Raw genomic sequence first — 24,766 nt, forward strand, 5'->3', positions numbered from 1 at the left:
CTGAAAGCACCACGGGAACTGGCCAAGGGAGCCATGCGCATCGTCGCTCTCGGTGGCATCGGTGAGATCGGCAGAAACATGACCGTCTTCGAGTTCGACGGCAAGCTGCTGATCGTCGATTGCGGTGTCCTGTTCCCCGAGGAGCACCAGCCGGGCGTCAACGTCATCCTTCCCGACTTCTCCTACATCCGGGACCGCCTCGACGACGTCGTCGCCGTCGTGCTGACGCACGGCCACGAGGACCACATCGGCGCCGTCCCGTACCTTCTGAAGGAGCGCGCCGACATCCCCCTGGTCGGTTCGCGGCTCACGCTCGCCTTCATCGAGGCGAAGCTCAAGGAGCACCGCATCACGCCGAAGACCGTCCAGGTCAAGGAAGGCGACCGCCGCACCATGGGCGGGTTCGACCTCGAGTTCGTCGCGGTGAACCACTCCATCCCGGACTCCCTCGCCGTCGCCATCCGCACCGCGGCCGGCATGGTGCTGCACACGGGCGACTTCAAGATGGACCAGTTCCCCCTGGACCGCCGCATCACGGACCTCGGCGCCTTCGCGCGCCTCGGCGCCGAGGGCGTGGACCTGTTCCTCACGGACTCCACGAACGCCGACGTCCCCGGTTTCACGACGTCCGAGAAGGACCTCGGCCCGGCGATCGACGCGGTGTTCCGCACGGCGCCGCGCAGGATCATCGTCTCGAGCTTCGCGAGCCACATCCACCGCATCCAGCAGATCATCGACACGGCGCACCGCCACAACCGCAAGGTGGCGTTCGTGGGCCGCTCGATGGTGCGGAACATGACCATCGCGGCGGACCTCAAGTACCTGAACATCCCGCAGGGACTGCTCGTGGACTTCAAGAAGCTCGAGCGCAGCGACGACCACAAGGTGGTCCTGATCTGCACCGGTTCGCAGGGCGAGCCCATGGCCGCCCTCTCGCGCATGGCCAACAACGACCACGCCATCCGCATCACCGAGGGTGACACCGTGCTGCTGGCCAGCTCGCTCATCCCGGGCAACGAGAACGCCATCTACGGCATCATCAACGCCCTCACCGAGATCGGCGCCAACGTGGTCCACAAGGGCAACGCGAAGGTGCACGTCTCCGGCCACGCCAGCGCCGGCGAACTCGCGTACTGCTACAACATCGTCAAGCCCCGCAACGTCATGCCGGTGCACGGCGAGTGGCGCCACCTGCGCGCCAACTCGGAGATCGCCGTCGCGACCGGCGTCGATCCCCGGAACGTCGTCATCGCCCAGGACGGCGTCACCGTCGACCTCGTGCGCGGCCGCGCCACGCTCTCGGGCAAGGTGGAGGCCGGGCTCGTCTTCGTCGACGGCGACAGCGTCGGCGGCATCACGGAGGAGGACCTCGTGGAGCGCCGCCGCCTGGCGGAGGAGGGCGTCGTCACCGTCCTCGCGATCATCGACCCCGACAACGGCGACATCGCCGAGGCCCCCGAGTTCTTCACGAAGGGCTTCTCCTGCTCGGACGAGGACCTCGACAAGGCCGGTGCCGCCGTCGAGAAGGCCCTCCGCGACTCCGCGTCGAACCGCCAGGGCGGCCGCCGCCAGGATCCGGAGGACATCATCGAGCGGGCCACGGCCAACTGGATGCGCCGGTACTACAACCGCCAGCCGGTCGTCACGGCCATCGTCGTCGACGCGTAGGGCAGCGCCTCACCCAGCACCACCCGGAGCCCCGGCACTCGCGCAGAGTGCCGGGGCTCCGTCGTCCGGTGGCGCACTGGAGTGCCGGCCGGGCGGACCATCCCACTGGACAGGCTGTTCGGGTGGGAATGTTCGAACATTCCCACCGGAAGGTGCCGCTGGGTGGGACGTCCGGCCGGCGGCCCGGGGCTGACCGGCCGGGAACGCAGAAGCACCCCGGCTCCGAGGAACCGGGGTGCTTCAGCGTGCTGGAAACCGCGCGGGCCGGAGCCCCGGCGTCCTAGTGCGAGTGGCCGTGGCCCTCGTCGTCGGACTCCTCGGGCTTCTCGACCACGAGGGTCTCCGTGGTGAGCACCAGCGCCGCGATGGAGGCTGCGTTGCGCAGGGCGGAGCGCGTCACCTTCACCGGGTCGATGATGCCTGCGTCCACGAGGTTCTCGTACTCGCCGGTCGCGGCGTTGAAGCCGTGGCCGTCCTCGAGGTCGGAGACCTTCGCGACGACGACGTAGCCCTCGTGGCCCGCGTTCTCGGCGATCCAGCGCAGCGGCTGGGCGAGGGCGCGGCGGACGAGGCCGACGGCGGTGGCCGCGTCGCCCTCGAGTGCCAGGACATCGGGATCGGTGTCCAGGGCCTTGCCCGCGTGGACCAGTGCGGAACCGCCACCGGCCACGATGCCCTCTTCGAGTGCGGCACGCGTCGAGGACACGGCGTCCTCGATGCGGTGCTTCTTCTCCTTGAGCTCGACCTCGGTGGCCGCGCCGACCTTGATCACGCCGATCCCGCCGGCGAGCTTCGCGAGGCGCTCCTGGAGCTTCTCGCGGTCCCAGTCGGAGTCGGTGCGCTCGACCTCGGCGCGGATCTGCGCCACGCGGTCGGCGACGTCGGACTCGCTGCCGGTGCCGTCGACGATGGTGGTGGCGTCCTTGGTGACGGTGATCCGGCGTGCGGATCCCAACACCTCGAGGCCCACCTGGTCCAGCTTCAGGCCGAGGTCCGGGGAGACGACCTGCGCACCCGTGAGGGTGGCGATGTCCTGCATCATGGCCTTGCGGCGGTCACCGAAGCCGGGAGCCTTGACGGCGACGACGTTGAGGGTGCCGCGGATCTTGTTGACCACGAGCGTGGAGAGCGCCTCGCCCTCGATGTCCTCGGCGATGATGAACAGCGGCTTGCCGGCCTGGAGGGCCTTCTCGAGCAGCGGCAGGAACTCCTGCAGCGAGGAGATCTTGCCGGAGTTGATGAGGATGAGCGCGTCCTCGAGGACGGCTTCCTGGCGCTCGGCGTCGGTCACGAAGTACGGCGAGAGGTAGCCCTTGTCGAACTGCATGCCCTCGGTGAGGACGAGTTCGGTCTGCGTGGAGGAGGACTCCTCGATGGTGATCACACCATCCTTGCCGACCTTGTCGAACGCCTCGGCGAGGAGGTCACCGACCTCGGTGCTCTGGGCGGAGATGGAGGCGACGTTGGCGGTCTGCTGGCCGACCACCTCGCGGGCGTTCTCGAGCAGGCGCTTGGCGACGGCCTCGACCGACACCTCGATGCCGTGCTTGAGCTGTCCGGGAGCGGCGCCGGCGGCCACGTTGCGGAGGCCTTCCTTGACCAGGGCCTGCGCCAGGACGGTGGCGGTGGTGGTTCCGTCACCGGCGACGTCGTTGGTCTTGGTGGCGACTTCCTTGGCCAGCTGGGCGCCGAGGTTCTCGTACGGGTCGTCGAGTTCGATCTCACGGGCGATCGTGACGCCGTCGTTCGTGATGGTGGGCGCGCCCCACTTCTTGTCGAGCACGACGTTGCGTCCGCGGGGGCCCAGCGTCACCTTGACGGTGTTCGCGAGCTTGTCCACGCCGGCCTCGAGGGCACGGCGGGCGGCGTCGTTGAATTCCAACTGCTTTGCCATTTGTTGGTTCCTTTCAGGCTTGTGCAGCGAGAAAAACCCCGGCCACTGCGGGCCGGGGCTCTTCCAATCGGGGTACTACTTGACGACGACTGCGAGGACGTCGCGGGCGGAGAGCACCAGGTACTCCTGGCCACCGTGCTTGACTTCGGTTCCGCCGTACTTCGAGTAGATGACGATGTCGCCCTCGGCGACGTCGACGGGGACGCGGTTGCCGTTGTCGTCGACGCGACCCGGTCCAACTGCTACGACTTCACCCTCCTGGGGCTTCTCCTTGGCCGTGTCCGGGATGACGAGGCCGGAAGCAGTGGTCTGCTCGGCTTCGAGGGGGCGGACAACAATACGATCCTCAAGAGGCTTAATAGAGACCGACACTCGGGCTCTCCTTTGCGTTCGATACCAATGGAATGTAGGCCGTCGGGCTGGGCGTGAACCGTCGTCGCGGTGCCGGCGAACGCTTCCCTCGGGATTAGCACCCACTAGGAGTGAGTGCCAACTCCGACTGTATGCAACGGCTAGCACTCGGTCAAGGCGAGTGCCAATCCTGGCGGCTTCCGGGACGCGGGGTGACACGCGACACAACGAATACATCACGCTTCGGTTGCGTAATTCCCGAGCTCCCCTCTAGATTCGGAGAGGTAAGGCATTCCTTACTTCCTCGGCGGCCGGCGAGCCCGGCCCTTCCTCCACGGAGTTCACCCCATGGCACACGTGCGCCTCGCCGTCCTTTCCGCAGCCGCTGCGGCCACCCTCGCCCTGTCGGCGTGCGGCGGTTCCTCCGAAGCTGCCGACGAGCCGGCAGCGGCGTCGAGCGTCTCGGTCGAGCACGCGCAGGGCACCACCGAGGTCCCGGTCGACCCCGAGACGGTCTTCACCTTCGACCTCGGCGCCCTGGACACGCTGGACGCACTCGGGGTCGACGTCGACGGCGTACCGCAGGGCACCCTGCCCGAGCAGCTCTCCGCGTACGAGGGTGGGGACATCACCAATATCGGATCCATGAAGGAACCCGACTTCGAGGCGATCGCCGCCGCGGCTCCGGACCTGATCATCATCTCGGGGCGCGTCGCCGACTCCTACGACGAGCTCTCGGACATCGCGCCGACCATCGACCTCAGCGTCGACGCCGCCGACCCGATCGCGAGCTTCACCGAGCACACCGAATCCCTCGGCCGGATCTTCGGCAGGGAGGACGAGGTCGTCGACCGCCTCGCAGCCCTCGACGGGAAGATCGCCCAGACGAAGGAAGCCGCGGCATCCGCGGGCAACGGCCTGATCCTGATGACCAGCGCGGGCGAGCTCACGGCGTACGGTGCCGGGTCGCGTTTCGGCCTGATCCACGACGTGCTCGGTGTCGAGCCCGCTGCCGAGGTGAAGACCGAAGGCACGCACGGCGAGGCCGTCTCCTTCGAGTACATCGCCGAGATCAACCCTGCCCACCTGTTCGTGATCGATCGCGACGCCGCCGTCGGTGAAGCCGGCGCAGCCGGCTCCGCCGTCCTGGACAACGAGCTCGTCAACGGCACCGATGCCGCCAGGAACGGCGCCATCACCTACCTCGACTCCGCGAGCTGGTACCTCATCGGGTACGGCCTGAACAACCTCGACGCCATGGTGTCGGCCGTCAACGAGGCCGTCGCGGCCTGATCCGCCCGACCGCTCCTGCGGCAGGCGCCCCCATGGCAGCACTCTCCCTCCGGCCCGAGCAGCCGGTACAGCAGCACGGTTCCACCCGGTCGCCCGCCCTCTGGCCGGCCGGTGGAGCCGTGCTGCTCCTTGCCCTCGTCAGCCTCTTCGTCGGCGTCTCCGAGGTGTCTCCCGCCGACCTGCTCGCGGGCGACGCGGCCGCGTGGCAGACCTTCCTGATCAGCCGGGTCCCGCGCACCCTCGCCGTCATCCTGGCCGGCGTCGCGCTCGGGATCGCGGGTTTCATCATGCAGCTCATGGCCCGCAACCGGTTCGTGGAGCCCTCCACCGTCGGCACGGTGGAGTCCGCCACCGCGGGCATCCTCGTGGCGACCCTGCTCCTGCCCGGCGCCCCCATCGTGGCGAAGATGGGAATCGCGGCCCTGTTCGCCATGGCCGGCACGGCGCTCTTCCTGTCCGTCCTGAGGCGGATACCGCTGCGCAACACGCTGATCGTCCCCCTGGTCGGCATCATGCTCGGCGGGGTCATCGCGGCCGTGACCACGTTCTTCGCCTACCGCTTCGACCTGCTCCAGACGCTCAACACCTGGATGATCGGCGACTTCTCCGGGCTCATCCGCGGCCGCTACGAGCTGCTGTGGATCGTCGCGGTGCTCGCCGTCGTGGGCTACGTGTGCGCCGACCGCTTCACCGTCGCAGGCATGGGCGAGGAGTTCACCACCAATCTCGGCCTGAACTACCGGCGCACCATGAACCTCGGACTGGTGCTCGTGAGCCTCATCAGCGCCGTCGTCGTGGTGGTGGTCGGTTCCATCCCGTTCCTCGGGCTGATCGTCCCCAACCTCGTGTCCCTGGTGATCGGCGACAACGTGCGCCGGGCGGTGCCCTGGATCGCCGTCTTCGGGGCAGGCTTCGTCCTGGCGTGCGACATCCTCGGCCGCGTCATCCGCTTCCCCTACGAGGTGCCGGTCGGCGTGATCGTCTCGGTGGTCGGCAGTGCCCTGTTCATCGCCCTGCTCGTCCGGAGGAACGCCTGTGCGCGCTAGGACCACTGCACTTCCGACCGCCGTCGTGCAGTCCGGACGGAAGCCCGTGAAAGCCCTTCCCCCGGCCGTCTGGCTGGTGGTTCTGGGCATCACCGCGGCAGCGCTCGTCGCCACCTTCCTGCTCGTCGGCCTCGAGGGCAACCTCGCCTACGTCCTGCCCCGCCGGCTCAACCGGGTCGGCGCCATGGTGCTGGTCGCCGTGGCCGTCGGCGTGTCCACGGTGCTCTTCCAGACCGTCACCGGCAACCGGATCCTGACGCCGTCGATCATGGGGCTGGACGCCCTCTACATCCTCATCCAGACCGTCCTGGCGTTCGCCCTCGGGGCCTCGACGCTCCTGACGCTCGGAGCGCCCCTCCGCTTCGCCGTCGAGGTGACCCTGATGGTCGCCTTCTCGTGGCTGCTCTACCGGTGGCTCTTCACGGGCGGGGGACGCAGCCTGCACCTCCTGCTGCTGGTCGGCATCGTGTTCGGCGTGTTCTTCCGGGGCGCCTCGTCCCTGCTGCAGCGCCTGATGGACCCGAGCGAGTACATCATCCTGCAGGACCTGTTCTTCGCGAGCTTCAACCGCGTGGACCCGATGCTCCTGCTGATCTCCGCGGTCGCCGTCGCCGGTCTGTGCGTGCCCGCGTGGCGCCTGCGCCACCGCCTCGACGTCCTCGCCCTCGGCCGGGACACCGCCGTGGGCCTCGGCGTCGACCACCGGCGCACGGTGACGCTCGTCCTCGTCATCTGCTCGGTCCTCGTCGCCGTCTCCACCGCCCTGGTGGGCCCGGCCACGTTCTTCGGCCTGCTCGTCTCGGCCCTGGCGTACCAGCTGTGCAGCTCCTTCCGGCACGCCGTCGTGCTGCCCATCGCCGTCCTGCTCGGCGTGATCGCCCTCGTGGGCGGGCAGCTCGTCCTCGAGCAGGTCTTCGAGTTCGACACCGCGCTCAGCATCGTGATCGAATTCACCGGCGGCATCGTCTTCCTCGCACTCCTCCTGAAAGGCCGTGTCCGGTGATCACCATCGACCATGCCACCAAGCGCTACGGCACCGCCACCGTGGTCGACGACGTCACGTGCACCATCCCGAGCGGCGGCGTCACCTCGATCATCGGACCGAACGGCGCGGGCAAGTCCACGCTGCTGTCCATGATGAGCAGGCTCCTCCCCCTGGACGCCGGGACGGTCGAGGTGGCCGGGCTGGACGTCAGCACGACGGCGGGGCCGGCCCTCGCGCGCACCCTGTCCATCCTGCGCCAGGAGAACCAGCTCACGGTCAGGCTCTCGGTTCGGGACCTCGTGGGCTTCGGCCGCTTCCCGCACAACAACGGCCGCCCCACCGTGGTGGACCGCGAGCACATCGAGCGGGCACTGGCCTACCTCGACCTCACGGACCTGGCGGACCGGTTCGTCGACGAGCTCTCGGGCGGGCAGCGCCAGCGGGCGTTCATCGCCATGGTGCTGGCGCAGGACACGGACTACATCCTGCTCGACGAGCCGCTCAACAACCTCGACATGAAGCACTCGGTGGACATGATGCGCCTGCTCCGCCGGCTCGTGGACGAGCTCGGGAAGACCGTGGTGCTGGTCATCCACGACATCAACTTCGCGTCCTGCTACTCCGACACGATCGTCGCGATGCGCGACGGCGCCCTCATCCACCAGGGCACGCCAGAGCAGATCATGACGCCCGCGGTGCTCCGCGACGTGTACGACGTGGACATCCAGGTGGAGCAGATCCGGGGCAACAGGATCGGCGTCTACTTCGCCTAGGCTGGCTGCATGGCTTCGGACAACATCGCGGACATCCTGACCCCCGAGGGCTGGGAGCTGCTGAACTCGCTCGGCCCCTACACCGAAGCCGACAGCATGCGCCTCACGGAGCAGCTGCGGAAGGCCGGGCACCCTCCCGAGGTGGTCGCCGCCGCCCTCACGCAATCGCGCCTCCGGGCCAAGGGATCCGCCAAGTTCGGGCCCTTCGCCGAGCACATGGTCTTCACGGCGGCAGGGCTGGAGCAGGCGACCCGCCTGTCCGTCGCGGCGCGCCACGCGCAGCGCTTCGTGGACGCCGGCCTCGTGAGGATCGCGGACCTGGGCTGCGGCCTCGGCGCCGACAGCATGGCCCTGGCCACCCTCGAGCGCGAGGTCACCGCCGTCGAGCTCGACGAGGCGACCGCCGCCGCCGCGACCATGAACCTGCTGCCCTTCCCCAACGCCCGGGTGGTCAACGCCGATGCCTCCTTCGTGGACACCACGGAGTACGACGGCGTCTGGCTCGACCCGGCACGCAGGACGACGACGACGTCGGGAACGTCCCGCCTCTTCGATCCCGAGGCGTTCTCCCCTCCCCTGTCCTTCGTCCAGGAACTCGCGGACAGCGGCAAGCCCGTGGGCGTGAAGATGGGCCCCGGGATGCCGCACGACTCGATCCCGTCGACGTGCGAGGCGCAGTGGGTCTCCGTGGACGGCGACGTCACCGAGGTGGCCCTGTGGTTCAACGCCCTCCGCCGGGAGGGCGTGCGCCGGGCGGCCCTCGTCATCGGCGCGCAGGGTTCGGCGGAGATGGTGTCGGGAGCGGAGTTCGGGGAGGGACCCACCGCCGCCGTCGGTGAACCGGGCGGCTACCTCTACGAGCCCGACGGCGCCGTCATCCGCGCCGAACTCGTCGCGGACCTCGCCGCGCAGCTCGGCGGGCACCTGGTCGATCCGATGATCGCGTACATCTGCGCGCCGTCGTTCACGGACACGCCGTTCGCCCGGGCGTACCGGGTGCTCGAGGTGCGCCCCTACAACGTCAAGGCGCTCAAGGCCTGGGTCCGCTCGGAGGGTATCGGCGTCCTCGACATCAAGAAGCGCGGCACCTCCGTGACGCCGGAGGAGGTCAGGAAACAGCTGCTGACCGGTTCGGGCAAAGGGCGGAAGAAGGCCACCCTCGTGCTGACGCGCATCGGGGACGAGCGCGTGGCGATCGTCGTCGAGCCCGTCACGCTGCCGTAGCGGGAGCCACACTTCCCGCCTCGCCGCAACCTGCCCGTCATCGCCCCGCGCCGGTATCCGTGTTCCTAGACTCGGGAGGGACAGGCATCAGGACGCGCGAAGGGCGGAGCACATGGCGGACGGCACCACGGAATCGGCGGGATCGGCGGGATCGGCGGACACACGGCACGGGGTGCTGTTCGACGTGGACGGCACGCTCGTCGATTCCAACTACCAGCACACCATCGCGTGGTGGCAGGCCTTCCGCCGGTTCGGGCACGACGTCCCCATGGCGGAGATCCACCGGGCCATCGGGATGGGCGGGGACAAGCTCGTGGCGCACCTCCTCGGCGAGGACCGCGACGCCGAGCAGGACGCCGAGCTCGATTCGACGCACGGTGCCATCTTCTCGGGCTACTGGCCCGGACTGCGTTCCTTCGAGGGCGCCGGGGAGCTCGTGCGCCGCTGCGCCGACGACGGCCTGACGGTGGTCCTCGCGTCCTCCGCCTCCCAGCAGGAGCTCGGGGTCCTCCGCGGCATCATCGACGCCGACGAGGCGATCAGCGCGGCGACCAGTTCCTCCGACGCCGGGAACAGCAAGCCCTCCCCCGACATCCTCGAGGCGGCGCTCCACGCCGGCGGCCTCGAGGCGGCGAACGCCGTGTTCGTCGGAGACTCCGTCTGGGACGTCCTCGCGGCGTCCGAGCTGAAGATCCCGACCATCGGCCTGGCCTCCGGGGGCACGAGCGAAGCGGAGTTGCGGGACGCCGGGGCCGTCGAGGTCTACAAGGACATCCGGGCACTGCTCGACGCCTTCGACGACGGCGCCCTCCACCGGCTCGCCACGTCCTCCGCCGGGGCCTGAGCCGGGTCGCCGCAGCACCCGGTGCGGAGCGTGCACCTGTCTGCCCGCGCGCCTGCCGACCGGGCCGTCCCGGCCGAGTGCAGCTAGTCCTCGCTGCTGAGGAGCCGTCGCCGCGCGCTCAGCAGCTCGATCTCCGGCCTCGCCGCGACGAATCGCTCCACGCGGTCCAGCACGTCCACCACGTGCTGCCGGTCGCCTCCGACCACCCCGACCCCGACGACGGCCCGGCGGTGCAGGTCCTGGTGCCCCACTTCGGCGACGGACAGCTCGAACGTCCGGCGGAGGTCCGACACCAGCGGGCGCACCACGGACCGCTTGCCCTTCAGCGAGTGCACGTCGCCGAGCAGGACGTCGAACTCGACGAACCCGATCCACATGGCAGTCCTCCTTGCCGAACTCCGTCGTGTCGAACTCCGTCAGGGCTACGCCGAATCCCGCCAGACGACGGCGGTGTCGAGCACCTGCACCGGGCTCGGCAGTCCCCTGATCTGCGCCAGGACGAGCTCGGCCGCCGTGCTGCCCAGGAGGTCCGCGGGCTGCCTGACCGTGGAGAGCTGCGGCCGTGTCCGGAGGGCCCAGCTGCTGTCGTCGAAGCCGACGATCCCGACGTCGTCGGGCACCTTGCGCCCGGATTCCTGCAGGGCGGTCATGGCACCGGCCGCGACGGCATCCGATGCGGCGAAGACGCCGTCGATGTCGGGGCAGCGGTGCAGCAGTTCCTGCATGCCCTCGAGACCGGCCGCATAGGTGTACAGCGGGTACTCGACCACCAGTGAGGCGTCGAAGCGCTCGCCCAGCGCTTCCCGGAAGCCGGTGAAGCGGTCGTGCCCCGAATCGCGGTCCATGGCGCTGGCGATCATGCCGATCCGCCGTCGGCCCGTCTCCACGAGGCGTTCCGTGATGGCGCGTGCCGCAGCGGCGTTGTCGATGGCAACGTAGGGCAGGTCCGGCGTCCCCGGCGGGTGTCCCACGAAGGCCGCGGGGACGCCGATGTCCCGTACAGCGGAAGCGATCGGGTCGGAGGCCCGTGCGGAGACGATCACCGCTCCGTCCACGAGCCCGCCGCGGAGGTAGTCGGCTACCCGTCGGCTGTCGCGGTCGGAGTCGATGATCAGCGAGACGAGCTGGTAATCGGCCTTCGAGAGGACCGCATTGGCGCCGAGGAGGATGGACCCGATGTTCGGGTCCTCGAACAGGAGCGAATGGGGTTCGTGGATGATCAGGGCGATCGCGCGGGACTCCTGGGTGACCAGGTTCCGGGCGGCCGAATTGCGTACGTAGCCGACACGCGCGATGGCTTCTTCGACGGCGATCTTCGCCTCGTCGGAGACGTACCTCTCACCGTTGACCACCCGCGATACCGTGCCGCGCGAGAGGCCGGCGGCCGTCGCCACATCGTTGATGGTCGCCCGGCGGTTCCGGGGGCGGATCGAGGGCATATCTGTACTGTAGCTGAGCCTCCTTGCGCCGGCGGGGCGGAAAAAGCGTAGGGTGGGGGTAGTTGTCTAGAAGAAGGCGGCTGTCTTCGGTTCTTCTCTTCGTTACCCTGGCGCGTCCGCCGGGTACCCAAAAGCAGAGCACCATCCCCGAGAGGGAGCGTGCACCATGAACAACCAGGAAGCCCTTCTTCCACAGCCCCACGCGGCCGGATTCCCATCCCGCCTGCACGATCTCCCCGAGCACACTCCCGCTCCGCCCGTGGCGTCCTGACGCCTCCGCCCTCCCCTGCCATCCCCGCAGGCTGACACGGATCAGGCGCAGCGTGCACTGCCTCCGCACCGACCGGGCCGACCGCGCCGAGCCGGACATCCCCCGCCGGCCGGTCCTTCTTCGGCACCGCTTCCGACACTGCTTCCGACACTGCAAAGGAACACACACCATGACGCAGCACATCGAGAATTTCCTCCAGGACTGCACCACCGTCACCGGCGACGGCTCCCATGCAACCCTCGACGAGGTGGAAGGCCTGTACGTGTACTGGTGCTCCCTCCGGGCTGACGACGCGCTGGACACCGACGTCCTGCTCGAGGCCCTCCAGTCGCGCGGAGTGGAACCCGTCCAGCGCGACGGCGTAGATTACGTCGAAGGGCTCGTCCTGACGGGCCCAATCATGGCCGGGTTCATCCTGTCCTGCGACTTCGCCGGAGCCTGGGGCCGGCCGGAGCTGGATTCCGTGGCGGTTCGGGACGTCGCTTCGGTGTCGTGATACCCCGAGGAGGTGCAGTGGGCAGGAAACCGACAGGCTCCCGCAGCACCCCCGCGCTCGCTGCCCTCTCGGCAGCCGGAATCGATTTCACCGCCCGGCCCTACCAGCACCAGGACGGCGTCTCGAGCTACGGGCTCGAGGCCGCCGCCGCGCTGGGCGTGGCACCCGCGCGGGTCTTCAAGACCCTCATGACCAGCGTCGACGGTTCGCTCGTGGCCGCCGTCGTCCCGGTCAGCGGAACACTGGACCTGAAGGCCCTGGCCGCCGCGCTCGGCGGAAGGAAGGCGACGATGGCCGATCCCGCCGTCGCCCAGCGGAAGACCGGGTACGTCCTCGGTGGCATCTCCCCGATCGGGCAGCGCCGGCCCTCCCCCGTGGTCCTCGACGCCACCGCCCTCGACCACCCCACGGTCTTCGTGTCCGGAGGCCAGCGAGGGCTGGACATCGAGTTGACGCCCGGCGACCTGATCACCGCCACGAAGGCACGGACCGCTCCGATCGCCGCACCGTAGAGCCGTGAGGGCCGGCGGCTAGGGTGGGCGACGTGGACATCATCGCCGGGCAGATCCCGCCCCTCGCGGAAGCGCTCGCACTCTACGAAGCCGTCGGGTGGACCGCCTACACCCGCGACCCCGACAGGCTGCGGCGCAGCCTTGCAGGCTCACACCTCGTTCTTGCCGCACGGGACGAGGACGGCCGCCTGCTCGGCCTCGCGCGCACCGTCTCGGACGGAGAGTCCATCTGCTACGTCCAGGACATCCTCGTGCACCCCGGAGCGCAGCGCCGCGGGGTAGGCCGTGCCCTGATGCACGAGGTCCGCTCGCGCTACGGCCACTGCATGTTCGTGGCACTCAGTACCGACGCGGACGGATCCGAGGACGGAGCGCGGTCGCACCCGTTCTATCGTGCGATGGGCTTCCAGGCCCACCCCGACCTCGGACTGGCGGCCTTCGGCTACCGGCCGTGACCTGACCTCCGCGTCACCCGCTGCTGCGCTCCGACGACGACGGGGCAGCGCGGGAGCACGGAGAGTCACGGGGCGTCACGGCGCGTTATCCGCCGTCGCATCCCTGTGCCCGGCCCCTTGGACCACCTAGTCTGGGGACCACAGATCAAGAGTCCCGACGCGAAGCCCTGGCTCGTCGGGCGGCAACCCCCTCCGTGGTGGGGTGCCCCAGGTGAAGATCAGGCCCCGTGCGGACCGTGCCGGGGCAAGCACGGCGCGTACCTGCGGGTCCGCGTCCCGTCGATGGGACACCCATGTCGTACATCTGCCTCCTGCTCTCCGGAGCAGCCCTCCTGATCAACGGCCTCGGCCTCCTGGGCCGGGTGGCGCCGCGCGATTCCGGTTTCTTCAACCTCGCCATCGGCACACTGCAACTGGTCTTCGCGCTGCTCATCGCGTCGGCCGGTGGGCCCGGCACCGCCGCTTCGGCCGGTGGGATCGTCCTCTTCGGACTCACCTACCTGTACGTGGGCCTGAGCTCGGTGGCCGGCCTCGGATCCGCCGGTGTCGGCTGGTTCTGCGGCTTCGTCGCCGTGCTGGCCCTCGTCTTCGCAGGCACGGCGGCCGACGGCGATCCCGTCAGTTCGGTGCTGTGGCTCAGCTGGGCGGTGCTCTGGGCGCTCTTCTTCCTGCTGCTCGCCCGCGGCGCAGCCCGCCTCACCCGGATCACGGGCTGGAGCGCGATCCTCGTGGGCACGGCCGGCACGGTGATCCCGGCGGTCCTCGGCCTGAACGGTGCCTGGCCGACGGGCGGATCCTCGGTCATCGCGGCCGCCGCGGTGCTGGGGGTCCTGTTCGTCGCGGCCGCAACGCTCAGTACGCGCCCCGCACCCGCCGTTGCACCCCGCACCCCCGTCTCCGCCTGATACTCCACCGCTCCGCCCGCCCGCGCCCTCCGCCTGTCCTCTCCGTCCCCCATCAGTCACCATCCCTCCCGGAAAGGTCCACCATGACCACCCTGACGCACACTCCTCCCACCGCCGACGCGGACTACGAACTCCTGGCCGCCCGCTTCCGTCCCCTCTTCGCGAGGATCGCCGAGGGCGCCTCCCGCCGGGAACGCGACCACGAGCTGCCCCGACAGGAGATCCGGTCGCTCATCGAGGCCGGCTTCGGCGCCCTCAGGGTACCGGTGGCCGACGGCGGCTTCGGAGCATCCCTGCCCCAGCTGTTCCGGTTGCTCACCGAGCTCGCAGCCGCGGATTCCAACATCCCGCAGGCCCTGCGAGCACACTTCGCCTTCGTGGAGGACCGCCTCGTCTCGACCGGACGGCAGCGCGAGACGTGGCTCAAGCGCTTCGTGGACGGCGAGACGATCGGTAACTCCTGGACCGAGGTGGGCGGCGTGACGATCGGCGACGTCATCACGAAGGTCAGCCCGGACCCGGACAGGAACGACGGCGGCTTCCGCATCACCGGCACCAAGTACTACTCGACCGGGAGCATCTTCGCGGACTGGATCGACACGTTCGCACAGCGCACCGACAACGGCGTGAAGGTGATCGCCGTGGTCAGCACCCATCAGCCCGGCGTCACGCACGCGGACGACTGGGACGGCTTCGGCCAGCAGACCACCGGCTCAGGGACGTCGACCTTCGACGGCGCACGCGTGGACGCCGAGAACGTCATCGACTTCGACACGCGGTTCAAGTACCAGACGGCGTTCTACCAGGCGGTGCTGCTCGCCGTCCTCGCCGGCACCATCACGGCCGCGGAGCGGGACGTCGCCCACGAGGTACGGAACCGCACGCGCATCTTCAGCCACGGCAATGCGTCGTCGTTCGCGGCCGACCCGCAGATCCTGCAGGTCATCGGCGAGGTGTCCGCGGCAGCGTACGCGGCCGACGCGACGGTCGAGCGGGCCGCGAGGGCCCTGCAGCACGCGTACGAGGGTGCCTTCCTCGACGACGAGGTCGAGGACGAGCGGCGCAACGACGTCGCCGAGCTCGAGACGGCGAAGGCCCAGGTGATCCTGTCGGCGCTCGCCACCCGGGCGACGTCGGACGTCTTCAATGCGCTCGCGGCGTCCGGGGTGAGTACGGCGAAGAACTTCGACCGCCACTGGCGGAACGCACGTACCGCCGCCAACCACAACCCGTGGGTCTTCAAGGCGAGGATCATCGGCGACCACTCGGTCAATGGTGCGGTACCCCCGCGGGTCTGGTCCATCGGATCGGCACCGAAGGCGACGGCACGGGAGGCCCCGACCGGGGCCTGAGCGCGGGCTGCCCGCCGGTGATCCGGTGCATCCACCTAGCCGGGGATCCGGACCGCTCCGCCGGACACCGTCATGCCCCCGCTCTCGGGTATGAGCACCGTGATGACCGACGGGCGCCCGACGTCGGCCCCCTGGTGTACGGTGAGGGTGGCCGGCGGCTGAACCTCGCCCCGAGCACGCAGGTAGGCGCCGAGGGAGGCCGCAGCCGAGCCCGTGGCGGGATCCTCGCGCACCCCGCCGGGCGGGAAGGGGTTCCGCGCTTCGAAGACATCCGGACCGAGCCGGTGCACGACGGCGATCGTCGCGCCCCACCCCCGCGCGGACATCAGGCGCTTCAGCCCCTCGTAGTCGTAGTCGAGGCTCCGCAGGACGGCGGCGTCGCGCACGGGCACGATGGGGTGGATGTTGCCGGCGAAGGACAGCATCACGGGCAGGTCCGCCGACACCTCCTCCTCGCCAAGGCGGAGGTGCTGCAGGAGCTCCGCGCGGACGTCGTCGTCGATGCCGTCGACCCACGGCTCGACCGTGACGAGGGAGGCGACGACGCGACCGCCCACCCGCTCGGTCCTGAGCTCGAGCGGACCCACCGGCGTCGACAGGACCAGCGTCCCGACTCCCCCGCGCTCGGCGAGCGCGACGCCGGTGGCGATCGTCGCATGGCCGCAGAACGGAATCTCGGCCTCGGGCGCGAAGTAGCGGATCGTGGCACCACCCGGGGAGCGGCGGGAGAGGAAGGCGCTCTCCGCGTAGCCGAGCCGGGCTGCGATGGCCTGCATCTCCTGCGGCGTCAGGCCGTCGGCGTCGAGCACCACCCCGGCAGGGTTTCCACCATCGGCGCGGTCGGTGAAGGCTGCGTAGCGAAGAGTCTCCATGCTGCCGATGCTAGCCGCCGCCCGGGCCGGATCCTCAGCCGTCGACGGCCGACGGATCGCCGGCCCTGGTGTTGGTCCTCCGGTTGATCAGCCAGGTGACGAACCACAGGACCACGCCGATAGCCATCAGGCCGCCGGCAATCTGGTACTGCACGACGTCGCGCCCCACCCACGGCCCGGCGAGGAATGCGCACAGCACCGCGGCCACGATGGGGAGCGGGCCGGGTGACGTGAAGAAGACCTTGCGGTTGACGTCCCGCTTGCGTCGCAGCACCACGCAGGCGACGTTCACCACGGTGAAGACGCACAGGAGCAGGAAGGCCGTGGTGCCCGAGAGGTTCGCCACGATGTTGCTGTCCGGATCGCTGGTCACGTAGAGGATCAGGCCGAGGGCGAGGATCGTCGAGAAGGCGATACCGGCCCAGGGAGTGCAGCGCACCGGAAGGACCTTGCCGAGCGGCCGGGGCAGGACGCCCTGCCGGGCCATGCCGTAGATCAACCGGCTCGCCATCAGCATGTTGATCAGTGCGGTGTTCGCGACGGCGAAGACGGCCAGGAACGGGAAGATCTTGTCGATCGGGAAATCGGGTGATCCCTTGTGCACCACTTCGAGCAGGGCTGCACCCTCGGCCTCCCTGATGCCCTCCAGTTCCGTGGGGCTCAGCACCGTGACCACCGAGATCGCGACCAGCATGTAGAAGATCACGGCGATCCCGAGGCCGGTGAGCATGGTGCGCGGGAAGATGCGCTCGGGGTTCTGGGTCTCCTCGACCATGTTCACGGAGTCCTCGAAGCCCACCATGGCGAAGAACGCGATCGAGGTCGCGGCGGTCACCGCGAGGAACATGCCCTTGTCCTGGTAGTCCGTGAACACGAAGACCTGGCCCACGTTGCCGTTGCCCTGCGCCATCACGAAGAAGCCGACGCCGATCACGATGCACAGTGCCGCCACCTCGACGAGCGTCAGCACAACGTTGAACTTCACGCTCTCGCCGACACCGCGCAGGTTGATGACGGCCAGCAGCAGCATGAACCCGAGTGCGACGGCGGTGATGACGCCCTGCCCCGGCATGTCCATCCAGCCGTTGACCTCGAGCCCGCCGAAGAAGTTCTGCGCCAGGACGTTGGCGGACGTGGCGGCGCTGGTGATGCCGGAACAGACGACGGCGAACGCCACCAGGAAGGTGACGAAGTGGATGCCGAACGCCTTGTGGGTGTAGAGGGCGGCACCGGCCGCCTGCGGATACTGCGTCACGAGTTCGAGGTACGAGAACGCGGTCATCGTCGCCACGATGAAGGCCAGCAGGAACGGGAGCCAGACCAGCCCGCCGACCGTCCCGGCCATGGTCCCGGTGACGGCATACACGCCCGCACCGAGGATGTCGCCGACGATGAACAGGAGGAGCAGCTTCGGACCGAGGACCCGCTTGAGCTCCGGTTCGCCGGTGGTCGAGGGTGCGTCGGATACGTGCTCGGCAGAAGTACTCATGGTCGGCCTCCCCTAGGTTTTCCACCTCACTGTGGTCGTCTTCAGCCTGCTTAGCAAGGGGTAGCGGGCACAATCCCGGCAGTGGCGCCGGCCGGTTCCGCCCGTCGTCCGGCAGTGCGGCCGGACACGTCGGCTCGGTCGGGCTCCGGCAGGCCGATGATTTCACGGGCGACCGACCGTCCAAGAGGTACAGGAGCCCACCGGGGGCACCTTCCGGAGAATCGCAGCAGCATCCACGAACAGGAGAACGGCCATGGCCACGAACGTCTTCATCAACCTCCCCGTCCGCGACCTCGCGAAGTCCAAGGAGTTCTACACCGGCGTCGGTTGGATGCTGGACCCGAACTTCTCGAACGACGACGCCGGGGCCATCACCATCAGCGACACCATCCACGTGATGATCCTGACCCACCAGCACTGGTCCCGGTTCACCGACAAGGCCGTGGCTGACACCGCCTCCACCTCCGCCGTCATCAACGCGATCGGCGTCGACGCGTCGGACGACGTGGACACGCTGGTCGGCCGGGCCGTTGCCGCCGGCGCCGTCGAGGGTACGTCCCAGGAGCTCGGCTTCATGCGCTCACGCTCCTTCTCCGATCCCGACGGGCACACGTGGGAGATCATGTGGATGGATCCCATTGCCCGGACCGGCGACTGGGAAGCCGTCCAGGCCAAGTACGGCGAGCAGCAGCCGGCCTGACTGCCGCGGCCCCGATCAGCACAACCGGCGCCGGCTGACGGAGTGCGGGGGTGGGTCGCCCGCTGAGACGCTCGCCCTCTTCCGGAGCGTCGTCGACCTGTCGATAGCGCCGTCGTCGGATGTTCCCGCCTACCTCGGGGAGGTCGTGGTGCATGCACAGGACATCCGCCATCCGCTCGGTATCCCGACACGGCCGAGCATCGAGGCCCTCCTGCCCGTGGCCGGGTTCTTCACGGCGAAGGACTTCACGGCGAAGGACTTCACGGTGCCGAGTCGGCGCAACGCCGCGGGCCTGCGGCTGGAGGCGACCGATGTTCCCTTCGCCGTCGGCGCGGGCCGGACGTGCGCGGCAACCTCCTCGCCCTCGTGATGTGCCTGGCGGGGCAGCCCGCCTACCTCGAGGAACCCGACGGGCCCGGAGTGGCCCTGCTGGGTGGGCGGCTCTCCTCCGAAAGCTGACAGGATCCGGGCGGCCGCCGCCGGTCCCGGCCGCCCGGGTTGGACGTATCTGCTCGGCAGCCCCGGCGCCCCACCCTCCTCGCTGCGGCGTCGTGCACGTGCCTGGCCGGTGGAAGCGCGCGTCGCGGCGGGACACGCCGATTATCAGGGCCCATCCGCTCGGAAGCGCGAGCACGACGCCGCGCAGCAGCACCGGACGGGCGAGCTGGAAATGGGCTGGGCACGTTGACACCCGATGTGACCGCCATTACTCTGGGAACGTTCACAGATACTCGATGGAGAGCGAAGCCGCCCGGTTCTGGGAGCGTTCACAGGACGCGGGCAACCTCTCCATCCGCATCGGCCGGGAAACCGGCACCGCACCATGGAGGAGCAGGCTTGGCACGCACAACCACTGTCGCAGGACTGTCCGACGGGCAGCTCGTCTACGGGTGCGACTACAACCCGGAGCAGTGGGACGCAGCCGTCTGGCACGAGGATGTCCGGCTGATGAAGGAGGCCGGCGTCAACCTCGTGGCCGTGAACATCTTCGGCTGGGCGGAACTGGAACCCGAACAGGGATCCTTCCGCTTCGAGAACCTCGACGCCGTGATGGACCTCCTGGCCGAGAACGGTATCGGCGTCAACCTCGGTACCGGAACGTCCTCGACCCCCGCCTGGCTGACCACGGCGTACCCGGAGGTCCTCCCCCGCACGGCTGACGGCACCGCCCGCTGGCCCGGTGGCCGCCAGGCGTTCTGCCCCAGCTCCCCCGTCTACCGGCAGCATGCCCTGGCACTGGTGGAGCAGGTCTCGGCGCGTTACGGCAGCCACCCGGCCCTCCGCCTGTGGCACGTCTCGAACGAGCTCGGCTGCCACAACGCACTCTGCTACTGCGACGTCTCCGCCGAGGCCTTCCGCCGCTGGCTCCGCACGCGCTACGGAACCCTGGACACGCTCAACGCCGCCTGGGGCACCGCCTTCTGGAGCCAGCGCTACTCGGCGTGGGAACAGGTGCTGCCGCCCAGGCTCACCCTCTCGGCCACGAACCCTACGCAGACGCTCGACTTCGACCGTTTCAGCTCGGACGAGCTGCTCGCGCACTACAGGGCCGAGGAAGCCGTCCTCCGGCGCAACAGCGGCGTTCCGGTGACCACCAACTTCATGGTCGCCGCGCACATCCGCAACCAGGACTACTGGACGTGGGCTCCGGAGATGGACGTGATCGCCAACGACCACTACCTCGACCACCGCCTCGCGGCCCCGCTCGCCGAGCTGGCCTTCGCCGCCGATACCACGCGAGGACTGGCGCAGGGCGAGCCCTGGCTGCTCATGGAGCACTCCACCGGGGCCGTGAACTGGCAGCCCCGCAATTTCGCCAAGGGGCCCGGGGAGATGCTCCGGAACTCCCTCACGCACCTCGCCCGGGGCGCGGACGGCCTCTGCTTCTTCCAGTGGCGGGCCTCCCTGCAGGGCAGCGAGAAATTCCACTCTGCCATGCTGCCGCATGCCGGCACGGACTCGCGGATCTGGCGCGACGTCGTCGAACTCGGTGCCTCGCTCGGGAAGCTGCGCGAGCTCGCCGGCACCACGGTGCGCGCCGACGTGGCGTTCGTGTTCAGCTGGGAGGCCTGGTGGGCGCATGACCAGGAGTCCCACCCCTCCGGGGACGTCCGCTACATCGAGCAGGTCCACGCCGCCTACAAGGCGCTGTGGGACGCCGGCATCACCGTCGACGTCGTCGCCCCGGGCGCGGACCTCTCCGCCTACAAGCTCGTGGTGGTCCCGAACCTCTACCTGATCCGTGACGAGCACGCCTCCGTCATCGAGGCCTTCGTCGAGAACGGCGGATCCGCGTTCATCACCTTCTTCAGCGGGATCGTCGACGAGAACGAGCGGGTGCGGCCCGGAGGCTATCCCGGCGCCTTCCGTGAACTCCTCGGAATCCGCTCCGAGGAGTTCTTCCCGCTGGATCCTGCGCACCCCCTGGTGCTGGACAACGGCTCGCCCGCCTCGCTGTGGTCCGAGGCGCTCCACCTCACCACGGCCGATGCCGTGCTCCGCTTCGCGACGGGCCACCATGCGGGCGGCCCGGCCGTCACCCGCAACGGCTTCGGCGCGGGCGAGGCGTGGTACGCCGGCACGGTGCTCGACGGCTCCGTGCTCAAGGACCTGCTGCTGCGGGCCGCCCTCACCGCCGGGATCGAACTGCCCGACGCGCAGCCCGGCCTCGAGTCCGTCACGCGGCACGGCAGCGGCCACGACTACGTCTTCCTCATCAACCACTCCACCGAGGACCGCAAGCACCGGGTCAGCGGTCTGGAACTCCTGACCGCGGAGGCCGTGGCCGACGTCGTCGTCGTTCCCGCCGGCGCGGTCCGCGTCGTCCGCACCACCCCAGGAAAACCCGACACCGACGGCTCCGCGCAGGGCCGAAAGGACGCAGGCAATGACAGTCATTAGCACTCCGGCGGGGGCCCCGAAGGCGCCTCCGGCCACGAGGAAGAACCGATCGTCGGGGGCGCAGCGCCGGGCCGTGGCACTGTTCATCGCCCCCTTCGCTCTTCTGTTCCTCGCCTTCTACGCGATCCCGATCGTCTACGCCGTCGTGCAGTCGCTCCTCACCGTCGAGCGCGAGGGCACCTTCGGCAAGCCCCGCCAGGTCTTCGGCGGCCTCGTCCAGTACGAGCAGGTCTTCCAGAACACGGCGTTCTGGGAATCCGTGGGACGCGTGCTGCTGTTCGGTGTCGTGCAGGTCCCGATCATGCTCGGCCTCGCCCTGCTGTTCGCGCTCCTGCTGGATTCACCGCTGCTCAAGGGCAAGAAGTTCTTCCGGCTCGCGTTCTTCGCCCCCTACGCCGTCCCCGGCGTCATCGCCGCGATCATGTGGGGCTTCCTCTACTCGCCGTCCCTCTCGCCCTTCGGAGCCGTGACCTCGAACGTCGACTTCCTCGGCGGCAACCTCGTCCTCTGGGCCATCGCGAACATCGTGACGTGGGTGTACGTCGGGTACAACATGCTGATCATCTACGCGTCACTCCTCGCCATCCCCACGGAGATCTACGAGGCGGCCCGCCTCGACGGCGCCAGCAACCTGCAGATCGCCTGGCGCATCAAGATCCCCCTGGTGGTCCCCGCCATCATCCTCACTGCGGTCTTCTCGATCATCGGCACGCTCCAGCTCCTGGCCGAACCGCAGACGCTGCGCAGCTTCAGCTCGGCGATCAACAGCACGTTCACCCCGAACCTCGCGGTCTACACCACGGCGTCGGTACCGAACTACAACCTTGCCGCGGCGTTCTCCGTGGTCCTCGCGCTCGCCACGTTCATCCTCTCCTTCATCTTCCTGAAGTCGACCCAGCGGAAGGTCTCCCAGTGACGGCAGCCCCAGCCACCGCCCCCAAGCGACAGCGCGGAGCGGGTTCGACGGCGAGCAGCGCCGGCGACCGCGCGCGCGGACCCCGGCAGAGCATCATGTCCCGCAGCGCGGCGATGCTCATCATGGGTGTCTTCACCCTCTACTTCCTGACCCCCATCTGGTGGCTGCTCACCACGTCCACGAAGACGGGCGGCGAGATCACCTCGACGGCTCCCCTGTGGTTCACGGCGGACTCCCTCGGGACGTTCTTCCGGAACCTCGGGCGCCTCTTCTCCTACGGGGACGGCCTCTTCGGCCGGTGGCTGCTCAACTCGGCCCTCTACGCGGGCGTGGGCGCCCTGATCGGCACGATCATCGCCGCGATGTGCGGCTACGCGCTCGCCAAGTACGAGTTCCGGGGACGCGAGGCGATCTTCAACGTCGTGCTCAGCGGCGTGCTGGTCCCCGCCACGGCCCTGGCCCTGCCGCTGTTCCTGATCTTCAGCCAGGTGGAGCTGACCAACACCATGTGGGCCGTGTTCCTGCCGAGCCTCGTCAGCCCTTTCGGCGTGTATCTGGCGCGGATCTACGCAGCGGCCAGCGTTCCCGGCGAACTGCTCGAGGCCGCGCGCCTCGACGGCTCGGGGGAGATCCGGACGTTCTTCACGGTATCCACGCGCCTCATGGCTCCGGCCCTCGTGACGATCTTCCTCTTCCAGTTCGTCGCGATCTGGAACAACTTCTTCCTGCCCCTGATCATGCTCCGCGACCAGGCGCTCTTCCCCGTGACGCTGGGCCTGTACGCGTGGAACAGCCAGATCAGCCAGATCCCCGAACTGCGGTCCCTCGTCATCGTCGGGGCGCTCGTCTCGATCGTCCCGCTGATCATCGCCTTCCTCGCGCTCCAGCGCTTCTGGAGCAGTGGCCTCGGCGCCGGCGGCGTCAAGTAACACCCCTGAATCCTCCGACCAGCATCACAGGTGTGGGAGCGTCCGCCCCCGCACCGCACTACCACCGATAGGAAAGACAATGCGCGCGCATTACGGAAAAGTCACCGCGGCCTTTGCCATGATCTCTGCGCTGGCTCTCTCCGGCTGTTCAGCCGGCGGAGACAGCTCTGAAGCAGGAGCAGGAGCAGCCCCCTGTGAAGCATCCGACGGACCCGTCGAGCTGAACTTCACGACGTGGGTCCCGGGGATGGACAAGGTCGTCGAGCTGTGGAACGAGAAGAACCCGGACATCCAGGTCACGGTGCAGACCGGGCCGAACGGCAACTCGGGCACGTACCAGAACTTCTTCAACCAGATCCAGGCCGGCAATGCACCCGACCTCGGCCAGATCGAGTACGACGCCCTGCCGAACTTCCGGGTCCAGGACGGCCTCGAGAACATCGCCGAGTGCGAGGGCGTGGCCGACGCACAGGACCAGTTCGTGGACTGGACCTGGGGGCAGGTGACCTTCGGCGAGGAGGACTCGGTCTACGCGATCCCGCAGGACAGCGGACCCATGGCGATGTACTACCGCGCCGACCTCTTCGAGCAGGCCGGTATCGAGGTTCCCACCACCTGGGAGGAATATGCCGCGGCAGCCGAGCAGATCAAGGCGCAGGGCTCGTACATCACCAACTTCCCGAAGTCGGACGTGAACTGGTTCGCAGGCATGGTCTGGCAGAACGGCGGCCAGTGGTTCGCGAACGACGGCGAGAGCTGGGACGTGAACCTGACCGGCCCCGAGTCGGAGGAGGTCGCCACCTACTGGCAGGACCTGCTGTCCAAGGACCTCGTCTCCACCCTGCCCTCGTTCTCGGACGAGTGGAACGCATCCTTCAACGAGGGCCAGCAGTGGACCTGGGTGTCCGCCGTGTGGGGCGCGACGACGCTGTCCTCCGGCGCACCGGACACGGCCGGCAAGTGGGCCGTCGCCCCGATGCCGCAGTGGGAGGACGGCGGCGAGACCGCCGGTAACTGGGGCGGGTCCTCCACCGCGGTCCTGAAGGGCTCCGAGCACCCGGCCGAAGCGGCGAAGTTCGCCCTGTGGCTCAACACCGACCCGGAGGCCCTCGCCCTCGCCAACGAACTCGGCGGCCTGTACCCGGCTGCCAAGTCCGCGACCGACCTCGAGGCCTTCGCGGGCGGCGTCGACTACTACGGCGGACAGAAGATCTACGAGGTCTTCGCGGATGCCTCCGCGAACGTGAACCCCGACTTCACCTGGGGCCCCACGATGACGCAGACCTACACCGACGTCTCGGACGGGTTCGGCGCGGCCATCAGCGGCACCGGCACCCTGCTGGACGCCCTCGAGAACGGCCAGCAGAAGACCATCGACTCCCTGAAGTCGCAGTCCATCCCCGTGTCCGAGTAGCCCAGGGCGCACTCCGCGGCATCCAGCCGCCCCTTCT

Annotated in this window: 24 protein-coding genes and 1 riboswitch; of the genes, 18 read left to right on the plus strand and 6 right to left on the minus strand. The window is 69.0% G+C overall.

Annotation, left to right across the window (positions count from 1 at the left end; all coding sequences use genetic code 11):
- The first annotated feature begins 33 nt into the window (after positions 1-33).
- Positions 34-1,668 (plus strand): ribonuclease J, encoded by a 1,635-nt coding sequence (locus ACIQCY_RS04100; protein ID WP_400482619.1) that lies wholly within the window; start codon positions 34-36, stop codon positions 1,666-1,668.
- 280 nt (positions 1,669-1,948) lie between these two features.
- Here ACIQCY_RS04100 and groL read toward each other — a convergent pair whose 3' ends face one another.
- Both groL and groES read right to left on the minus strand, forming a co-directional pair.
- Positions 1,949-3,562 carry a chaperonin GroEL gene (gene groL / locus ACIQCY_RS04105; protein WP_400482620.1) on the minus strand — a complete coding sequence of 538 codons (1,614 nt, stop codon included), beginning with the start codon at positions 3,560-3,562 and terminating at the stop codon, positions 1,949-1,951.
- Positions 3,563-3,637: 75 nt separating this feature from the next.
- Positions 3,638-3,934, minus strand: a complete 297-nt coding sequence (gene groES, locus ACIQCY_RS04110) for a co-chaperone GroES (RefSeq protein WP_055768411.1) — start codon at positions 3,932-3,934, stop codon at positions 3,638-3,640.
- 327 nt (positions 3,935-4,261) lie between these two features.
- Here groES and ACIQCY_RS04115 point away from each other — a divergent pair, with 327 nt between their 5' ends.
- From ACIQCY_RS04115 to ACIQCY_RS04140, 6 genes are all read left to right on the plus strand, one after another.
- On the plus strand, positions 4,262-5,206 hold the full coding sequence (locus ACIQCY_RS04115) for a siderophore ABC transporter substrate-binding protein (protein WP_400482621.1): 945 nt from the start codon (positions 4,262-4,264) through the stop codon (positions 5,204-5,206).
- 32 nt (positions 5,207-5,238) lie between these two features.
- Positions 5,239-6,252: an ABC transporter permease gene (locus ACIQCY_RS04120; RefSeq protein ID WP_400482622.1), complete on the plus strand. Its 1,014-nt coding sequence runs from the start codon at positions 5,239-5,241 to the stop codon at positions 6,250-6,252.
- Between the two features lie 46 nt (positions 6,253-6,298).
- Complete coding sequence (locus tag ACIQCY_RS04125; RefSeq protein ID WP_400482623.1) at positions 6,299-7,255, plus strand: iron chelate uptake ABC transporter family permease subunit; 957 nt, start codon at positions 6,299-6,301, stop codon at positions 7,253-7,255.
- On the plus strand, positions 7,252-8,010 hold the full coding sequence (locus ACIQCY_RS04130) for an ABC transporter ATP-binding protein (RefSeq protein WP_400482624.1): 759 nt from the start codon (positions 7,252-7,254) through the stop codon (positions 8,008-8,010). The genes ACIQCY_RS04125 and ACIQCY_RS04130 overlap by 4 nt, the downstream gene beginning before the upstream one ends.
- Positions 8,011-8,019: 9 nt before the next feature.
- Positions 8,020-9,234: an SAM-dependent methyltransferase gene (locus tag ACIQCY_RS04135; RefSeq protein ID WP_400482625.1), complete on the plus strand. Its 1,215-nt coding sequence runs from the start codon at positions 8,020-8,022 to the stop codon at positions 9,232-9,234.
- A 112-nt stretch (positions 9,235-9,346) separates the two neighbouring features.
- Positions 9,347-10,078, plus strand: a complete 732-nt coding sequence (locus ACIQCY_RS04140) for an HAD family hydrolase (RefSeq protein ID WP_400482626.1) — start codon at positions 9,347-9,349, stop codon at positions 10,076-10,078.
- A gap of 83 nt (positions 10,079-10,161) precedes the next feature.
- Here ACIQCY_RS04140 and ACIQCY_RS04145 read toward each other — a convergent pair whose 3' ends face one another.
- Positions 10,162-10,455 carry a DUF503 domain-containing protein gene (locus tag ACIQCY_RS04145; protein ID WP_400482627.1) on the minus strand — a complete coding sequence of 98 codons (294 nt, stop codon included), beginning with the start codon at positions 10,453-10,455 and terminating at the stop codon, positions 10,162-10,164.
- Positions 10,456-10,500: 45 nt separating this feature from the next.
- Positions 10,501-11,517, minus strand: a complete 1,017-nt coding sequence (locus ACIQCY_RS04150; protein ID WP_400482628.1) for a LacI family DNA-binding transcriptional regulator — start codon at positions 11,515-11,517, stop codon at positions 10,501-10,503.
- A 440-nt stretch (positions 11,518-11,957) separates the two neighbouring features.
- Here ACIQCY_RS04150 and ACIQCY_RS04155 point away from each other — a divergent pair, with 440 nt between their 5' ends.
- The 5 genes from ACIQCY_RS04155 to ACIQCY_RS04175 all read left to right on the plus strand — a co-directional run bounded on the left by ACIQCY_RS04155 (position 11,958) and on the right by ACIQCY_RS04175 (position 15,508).
- Complete coding sequence (locus ACIQCY_RS04155; RefSeq protein WP_400482629.1) at positions 11,958-12,284, plus strand: hypothetical protein; 327 nt, start codon at positions 11,958-11,960, stop codon at positions 12,282-12,284.
- Positions 12,285-12,301: 17 nt separating this feature from the next.
- Positions 12,302-12,796, plus strand: coding sequence for a Cys-tRNA(Pro) deacylase (ybaK, locus tag ACIQCY_RS04160; RefSeq protein ID WP_400482630.1), 495 nt, complete (start codon positions 12,302-12,304; stop codon positions 12,794-12,796).
- Positions 12,797-12,828: 32 nt separating this feature from the next.
- Positions 12,829-13,251, plus strand: coding sequence for a GNAT family N-acetyltransferase (locus tag ACIQCY_RS04165; RefSeq protein ID WP_400482631.1), 423 nt, complete (start codon positions 12,829-12,831; stop codon positions 13,249-13,251).
- 143 nt (positions 13,252-13,394) lie between these two features.
- Positions 13,395-13,508: riboswitch (SAM riboswitch) on the plus strand.
- Between the two features lie 36 nt (positions 13,509-13,544).
- Positions 13,545-14,156 carry an AmiS/UreI family transporter gene (locus ACIQCY_RS04170; protein ID WP_400482632.1) on the plus strand — a complete coding sequence of 204 codons (612 nt, stop codon included), beginning with the start codon at positions 13,545-13,547 and terminating at the stop codon, positions 14,154-14,156.
- 83 nt (positions 14,157-14,239) lie between these two features.
- Entirely contained in the window at positions 14,240-15,508 is a 1,269-nt protein-coding gene (locus tag ACIQCY_RS04175) for an acyl-CoA dehydrogenase family protein (protein ID WP_400482633.1), read from the plus strand.
- Positions 15,509-15,543: 35 nt separating this feature from the next.
- Here the strand turns inward: ACIQCY_RS04175 and ACIQCY_RS04180 are convergent, their stop codons facing one another.
- Positions 15,544-16,380 (minus strand): PhzF family phenazine biosynthesis protein, encoded by an 837-nt coding sequence (locus tag ACIQCY_RS04180; RefSeq protein ID WP_400482634.1) that lies wholly within the window; start codon positions 16,378-16,380, stop codon positions 15,544-15,546.
- Positions 16,381-16,414: 34 nt separating this feature from the next.
- On the minus strand, positions 16,415-17,869 hold the full coding sequence (locus ACIQCY_RS04185; protein ID WP_400482635.1) for an APC family permease: 1,455 nt from the start codon (positions 17,867-17,869) through the stop codon (positions 16,415-16,417).
- A gap of 253 nt (positions 17,870-18,122) precedes the next feature.
- Here ACIQCY_RS04185 and ACIQCY_RS04190 point away from each other — a divergent pair, with 253 nt between their 5' ends.
- The 6 genes from ACIQCY_RS04190 (at position 18,123) to ACIQCY_RS04215 (ending at position 24,729) form a co-directional block, all read left to right on the plus strand.
- Positions 18,123-18,569: a VOC family protein gene (locus tag ACIQCY_RS04190; protein WP_400482636.1), complete on the plus strand. Its 447-nt coding sequence runs from the start codon at positions 18,123-18,125 to the stop codon at positions 18,567-18,569.
- Between the two features lie 145 nt (positions 18,570-18,714).
- A complete protein-coding gene (locus ACIQCY_RS04195; protein WP_400482637.1) occupies positions 18,715-18,939 on the plus strand; it encodes a hypothetical protein in 225 nt (74 codons plus the stop codon).
- Positions 18,940-19,406: 467 nt separating this feature from the next.
- Positions 19,407-21,470, plus strand: coding sequence for a beta-galactosidase (locus ACIQCY_RS04200; RefSeq protein ID WP_400482638.1), 2,064 nt, complete (start codon positions 19,407-19,409; stop codon positions 21,468-21,470).
- Positions 21,457-22,386, plus strand: a complete 930-nt coding sequence (locus ACIQCY_RS04205; protein WP_400482639.1) for a carbohydrate ABC transporter permease — start codon at positions 21,457-21,459, stop codon at positions 22,384-22,386. Before ACIQCY_RS04200 ends, ACIQCY_RS04205 begins: the two co-directional genes overlap by 14 nt.
- Positions 22,387-22,481: 95 nt before the next feature.
- Complete coding sequence (locus ACIQCY_RS04210; RefSeq protein WP_400482790.1) at positions 22,482-23,315, plus strand: carbohydrate ABC transporter permease; 834 nt, start codon at positions 22,482-22,484, stop codon at positions 23,313-23,315.
- Between the two features lie 79 nt (positions 23,316-23,394).
- Complete coding sequence (locus ACIQCY_RS04215; RefSeq protein ID WP_400482640.1) at positions 23,395-24,729, plus strand: ABC transporter substrate-binding protein; 1,335 nt, start codon at positions 23,395-23,397, stop codon at positions 24,727-24,729.
- The last annotated feature ends 37 nt before the right edge of the window (positions 24,730-24,766 follow it).

Source organism: Arthrobacter sp. NPDC092385, assembly GCF_044755105.1.
Lineage (GTDB): Bacteria > Actinomycetota > Actinomycetes > Actinomycetales > Micrococcaceae > Arthrobacter_D.